Consider the following 6141-nt stretch of genomic DNA (forward strand, 5'->3'; position numbering starts at 1 on the left):
AGCCGGGTTTTTTTGTTTCTTATACAAACTTTAACAACAAGAATATCAATCCAAATAAACCTTTATTGATAATTTATATCTTTAAATAACAAAGGATTAACAAAAGGTCGTATACTATACTTAAAGGAGAACACTATGCAAAACTCGCTAGAAAGTGTCGATGAGGTAGATAATTTATTTGACAGACTTTTTCCTATTATGAGAAGCATAATGGGAAATGGTTATCGAGAATCTTTGAATATTCTTAAAGAATATATTCCATTCAATGAACATTTTTATGATTCAGGTACAGATGTTTTAAATTGGAGAGTTCCTTTAGAGTGGAATATCAGTGAGGCATATATAGAAAATTCTAAAGGACAAAGAATCATCGATATAAAAGATTCGACTTTACATGTTGTAAATTATTCTGATCCTGTTGATGGATATTTTTCACTTACGGAATTAAAGAATCATATATATACAATTCCAACCATCAAGAATGCTATTCCATATACCATTTCTTATTACAAGAAAAGATGGGGATTTTGCATGACACAAGAGCAGTTAGACTCATTACCTGAAGATTCGTATCATGCTGTCATTAAATCATCATTTGAACCAGGAAAACTAGTCGTTGGTGAATGTGTTTTAAAAGGTCAGAGCAAAAAAGAAATTCTTCTGTCAACATATTTATGTCATCCTTCTATGGCTAATAATGAATTGTCAGGTCCAATCGTACTTGCAATGCTATATAACAGGATAAAGAACTGGAAGAATAGAAAATATACCTACAGATTTGTTATAACACCAGAGACAATCGGTGCAATTTCTTATCTTTCTGATCATGGTGAAGAACTGAAGAAAAATCTTCATGCTGGTTTTGTACTTACATGTCTTGGTGGAAATGTACCATTAAGAATCAAACTATCAAGAAGAGGAAATTCTCCTTTTGATATTATTTCTAAGGAAATCAGCTCAGGTTCTTTTGATTCTGCAATTAATAATTTACCAACAAATCTAAGAATAAATTCATTTGATGCATCATCTGGTTCGGATGAACGACAGTATTGTTCACCTGGTTTTAATTTACCTGTAAGTCAGGTTGCAAGACTTGTGTATGCTGAATATAAGGAATATCACAACAGTCTTGATACAAAAGAATTAATGGGAATTGAAAATCTGTTTAGCAGCTGCAATCAGATTGAAGCTATATTGAAGTTCGAAGAAGAGCAGAAATATTATATAAATCGCCATCCTTTTGGCGAAGTTAAGCTGGGTGATTATGATCTATATCCTAGTTTAAATACTAACGGTTATAAAGATTGCGATAAATCAAATTCATTGAAACAGCAGATAAATTCGATAAATAATTTTGTAGGAAAGGTAATGAATTATCTAAATCTAGCTGACGGAACGGTATCTTTACATTCTATGAGTAAGAAGCTTGGGTGCGATAGTGCAGAAATTGAAAAGATAACTGCTATTCTAGTGGAAAAGGATTTGATTTCAGAGAATTTATAACAGTGCAAGTTTCATTTATGTGTGGATCTCATCCAAGACATTTATATGTTGCAAATGAATTATACAAAGCTGGGTTTTTAAAAGCTCTTGTAATTGAAAAAAGAGAATCATTCAATCCAAGACCTAATCCTACATGGTCTGATAAGGATAAAGAATTATTTATTAATCATTTTAAAATAAGAGAAGAATCAGAAAATTTATTTTTTGGTGGAGTTGATATAACCTCATTAAAAAATAATGTTCCTTTTTTGGAAGTGACAATGAATGATCTGAATTCAGAAAATACTCTCAGATTCTTAAATGATAATAAATCTGATATCCTGCTTACTTATGGCGTTCATAAAATTTCTGAACAAATCATAGAGTGTTATCAGGATAGATCTTTTAATATTCATGGTGGACTGTCTCCAGAATTTAAAGGATGTACAACCATGTTTTGGCCATTTTATCTGTTAAGACCAAATTGGGCTGGAATGACAGTTCACAGACTTTCAAAAAGATTGGATGGTGGTGATATTTTGCATCAGAGTGTTCCAACATTAGAGTATGGAGACAGAATGCACGATGTTGCAAATAAAGCTATTGTAAAACTCTGTAGAGATTTATGTTTAATCTTAAAATCCATAAAAAATTGTTCAGAAATTAAAACATTATCCCAAAGCAGAAATGGAAAATTATGGATTAGTGAAGATTGGACTGTCTCCCATTTACATCTTATATATGATTACTACAACGATAAGATTGTTGATAAGTATCTTAACGGTGAAATATACTCTCCAGAGGTTAAGCTGATAAACTTCTTTGAAAACAATTAGTGTTTATTTCTGTATTCAGCGGGGCTCATTTTAAAATGCTTCGTGAAAGCCCTGCTAAAATATGACTGATTGTTAAATCCGCAGTCTGTTGAAATATTGGCTCTTGTTAAAAAAGTGGGGATCATTAACAATTCTCCCTACTTTTTGCACGACTAATATCCATAACTTTGAGAAAGAAATATTCATCATCAGGTAGACCATAACAATTCCTTCTCATCGTTTTTACCTTGTTATTAAAGCCCTCTATTTTACCTGATGATATATGGTAAATAGCACGGCTTACAATTCCTGTGTAATGAGATAATAAAAGCTTAGCAAACCTTTGGAAATATCGGTTTTCTGTTGCATTACAGAAAGCTGCAATCTCATTTATCAATTCACCCAGTCTTTTATAATCATTGCAACCTTTAGCGGTATTTAAAGCTTCTTTAACCCAATCTAACTTAAAGAATATTTCATTCTGCTTTATCAGCTCATCATAGCGTTTTTCATAGCCTTCTTTTAAAGTAACATTTGGTGTTTTAAATAGCTCTGAGCCTTTATGCACAACCTTGCCACTTCTAGCTTCTTCATCTTTCTGTCGTAAAGTACTTCTACTAGCTGTAAGCAGATATTTACTACCTTTAAGGCTATTAGCTTGCTCAACTTTTCCCTCATCTATAAGCCTTTTTTGCTCAGCTATTCTTACTGGAGTTACAACCTTTTCATTGAAGTTCTTTACTATATGAAAGAAGTCAAACACTATCTGTATGTGAGGACATTTCTCTAGAAAAGCTTCTTCAAAATCAGAGTTCATGTCACAAGCTACAGCTTGCACATTATTCATCCATTCAAGTCCTACATGCTCAATAAAGTCATACACTACCTGCTTCTTTTTGCCCTTTGCAATCCACAATACATGACCTGTTTCTAAATCAATGATATGTGTTGCAAACTTATGACCGTCATGCAGTTTAAATTCGTCTATAGCAATGAATCTAGCTTGTCTTTCGGGCTTTATTAACGTCTTTCCATCGACGGTGTATAAGCCCCTTAATCGCTTGAAATCTATGTCCTTGATTATATGTCTGCTAACCTTCGTAAGATCTGCTATCTCAACTATGGTATAACAGTTACTAGCAAGCAAATCTGAAATGTAATTCTCTAGATCTTTTGTGATCTTATGATTATCTGCCTTAAATGGCAGGTGCTGCATTACAGAACGATTGCAACACTTGCATTTCATGCGCCTTCTTCTGAACTTAATCTCTGTTATCTCAGGTCCAAAACACAAGTGTCTTAGCCTTTGCACCACTACTTCATGGATTTCTAATTCACCACCACAATGAGGGCATATAAAATCATCTCTAGTAAATAACAATCCACCATTGAAACACTGCCCATTCCAACCTTCTTCTGTTTTAAATAAGGTCGTGTTTTCAAATATAAACTTTGGTAGATTTGCCTTAACTTCTAAAGTTACTTGTTGATCTAGATCTGCATTACTAATAAAATTAATCATGAGTGTTTTGTCCAATGTTTTTTTCGTCACTAATATTGTAACAAAACACTCTTTTTGTACCTAGAGTTTGCTCAACTTCAAGTTACCCTTAGGTAACTATTCCCCGTAAATTTAACAAGAGCCAATTATTTGCTTGACAGATCGCCGTTCTCTATATAGATTCAATGTTGTAATCATTTTCAACTAAATCCTTTTGAAGAGCAGGAAGCGTTACTTCTCTTAAATTATCATGTAGGTGTTTATGCATAGGATAACCTTTATATCCTATTTCTAGCATAAAATTTTCTTCTTCTCGAAAATGTCTGACTGCATAATCTAAAAGATACTTTACTGCTTCTTCACAGACAAATCTGTTCTTTACAGGATCGTTTTCTAGAAGAATTGATGTAATTCGTCTTACAACCTGAAACAGACCTTTATGAGCATTATCAACAATCGGAACACCGGTATTATAATCATCAGACCATTCTAGCGGTTTTACAAACATATTATCCTCCGTTTCATAATCTGATTATAGGAAATATAAAATGATGAAACGAAAGCAAAAGTCATTGTTGTGACATTTTAGGCAAAATAGCAGTAAGTATAAAAGGATTAGCTGCAAGCTAATACAATAAAACCGCTGGATTTATAATGATTCAAGCGGTTTTAATGGTTTGACTAAAAAAGATAAGAGATATCCTAATTTGTTTTATACTATTTTTTCTCTATCAAGAGCACTCTTGTCAATTCCATAAGATTCAAAGGTTTTTCTAAGACTCTTCAAAACTTCACTTTGAATCTGTCTTACTCTTTCACGGGTAAGTCCTATCTTCTGACCAACCTCTTCAAGAGTTAAAACTTCCTCATCATTAAGACCGAATCTGTAAAGAACAACCATCTGCTGCTTTTCAGGAAGACCTTCAAACCACTGTCTTACAATCTCAACGATTTCTCTTTTATCCACATGTTCAAAAGGAGTTTCCACCTTTGTATCTGGAACAATATCAAGAAGGCTTACCTCCTTGTCATCGTCGTGACTCTTGATATTCATATCAAGTGTAGTTGTACCTTCAAGTAAAGAAAGGAGATTTCTTACAGTTTCTGGATCTTTTCCGGTTGCTTGTGCAATCTCAGAAATAGTCACAGTATGAAGAATATCCTTTTCCTGAAGCTCTCGCCTTGCCTTGATCACTACATTAATATCTTTGATGATGTGAACCGGAAGACGAACAAGGCGGGACTGGCACATAATTGCCTGTTCAATACTCTGTCTTATCCACCAGGTTGCATATGTAGAGAACCTGAAACCTCTTTCAGGTTCAAATTTCTGCACTGCATGTATAAGACCGAGATTACCTTCTTCAATAAGATCTAAAAGAGGTACACCCCTTGCTCTGTAATTCTTTGCAATCTTAACAACGAGACGTAGATTTGAGGTGATCATCAAATCAATAGCACTTCTATCTCCTGCCTTTGCACGCTTTCCGATTGTATTCTCCTGTTCTGAATTCAATAACGGAAAACGTCTTATTGAGCTGAAATAATTTGTCAGCAAATCGGTTGACTCAGAGTTTCTACGCTTTTCGCTGTAGTCTTTACTTTTCGATTCCTGAACTATTACGTCCTGAATATCCTCTGAGATGCGTTCGTTGTTTTGATTCATTGTTTTAGCCTTTATGTTTGTTGTTTGATTGTTTGTTTTTTATGGTAAATAGTTTCTTGGATTTACACTATTTCCTTTATATCTTATTTCAAAATGGAGTTTTACTGAATCAGTGTCAGTTGAACCCATTTTTGCGATAACCTGACCTTTTTTAACTTTATCGCCTTCTTTAACTAAAAGCATATCGTTATGAGCATATGCTGACAGGAATTCATTGTTATGGTTGATAATCACAAGGTTTCCATAACCTCTTAGCGCATTGCCCGAATATACAACCTGACCTGCTGCAGCTGCATTTACACTCTGACCTCTGCTTCCTGATATATCAATACCCTTGTTTGCAGATGAGAAGTTTGCAATTACTCTACCCTTGCAAGGCCACATCCAGTCAATCGATTTAACCTTTTTGCTTCTGCCTTTTACTATTTCAACCTTGTTTGTCTTTACTATTGATGCTGATGTCATAGCATCTGTAGTTACAATCTCTTCTCGTCCTGCTACAGGAACTACACTTTGCACTTCTTTTGTTTTCTTGACAGGAACAGTCTTTTTACCGTTATCAGCTAACAGATCTGAAGATGATACTTTTAGTTTCTGTCCTTTATATAAAGAATATGGTTTTTTAAGCTTGTTCAAAGAGACAAGTTCTGAAAGTTTCAAACCATGTTTTTTAGATA

General features: G+C 33.9%; 7 protein-coding genes. 2 read left to right on the forward strand and 5 right to left on the reverse strand.

Annotated elements, in window-relative coordinates; translation table 11 throughout:
- The first annotated feature begins 135 nt into the window (after positions 1 to 135).
- Both ACJML3_RS09095 and ACJML3_RS09100 read left to right on the forward strand, forming a co-directional pair.
- Complete coding sequence (locus ACJML3_RS09095) at positions 136 to 1503, forward strand: DUF4910 domain-containing protein (RefSeq protein WP_406022549.1); 1368 nt, start codon at positions 136 to 138, stop codon at positions 1501 to 1503.
- Between the two features lie 2 nt (positions 1504 to 1505).
- Positions 1506 to 2318 carry a formyltransferase family protein gene (locus tag ACJML3_RS09100; protein ID WP_406022551.1) on the forward strand — a complete coding sequence of 271 codons (813 nt, stop codon included), beginning with the start codon at positions 1506 to 1508 and terminating at the stop codon, positions 2316 to 2318.
- Here ACJML3_RS09100 and ACJML3_RS09105 read toward each other — a convergent pair.
- The 5 genes from ACJML3_RS09105 to ACJML3_RS09125 form a co-directional block, all read right to left on the reverse strand.
- Positions 2315 to 2443, reverse strand: coding sequence for a helix-turn-helix domain-containing protein (locus ACJML3_RS09105; protein WP_406022554.1), 129 nt, complete (start codon positions 2441 to 2443; stop codon positions 2315 to 2317). The genes ACJML3_RS09100 and ACJML3_RS09105 overlap by 4 nt on opposite strands.
- Positions 2443 to 3819 carry an ISL3 family transposase gene (locus tag ACJML3_RS09110; RefSeq protein WP_406022556.1) on the reverse strand — a complete coding sequence of 459 codons (1377 nt, stop codon included), beginning with the start codon at positions 3817 to 3819 and terminating at the stop codon, positions 2443 to 2445. Before ACJML3_RS09110 ends, ACJML3_RS09105 begins: the two co-directional genes overlap by 1 nt.
- 151 nt (positions 3820 to 3970) lie before the next feature.
- Entirely contained in the window at positions 3971 to 4306 is a 336-nt protein-coding gene (locus ACJML3_RS09115) for a bacteriohemerythrin (protein ID WP_406022558.1), read from the reverse strand.
- 204 nt (positions 4307 to 4510) lie between these two features.
- The gene (locus ACJML3_RS09120) at positions 4511 to 5464 is read right to left on the reverse strand and encodes an RNA polymerase sigma factor RpoD/SigA (protein WP_406022560.1); all 954 of its coding nucleotides are present in this window, start codon (positions 5462 to 5464) and stop codon (positions 4511 to 4513) included.
- 39 nt (positions 5465 to 5503) lie between these two features.
- Positions 5504 to 6141, reverse strand: a 638-nt coding sequence (locus ACJML3_RS09125; protein WP_406022562.1) for a peptidoglycan DD-metalloendopeptidase family protein, incomplete at its 5' end; no start/stop codon positions are given.

Origin of the sequence: Succinivibrio sp. (assembly GCF_045124615.1) — a bacterium.
Lineage (GTDB): Bacteria > Pseudomonadota > Gammaproteobacteria > Enterobacterales > Succinivibrionaceae > Succinivibrio > Succinivibrio faecicola.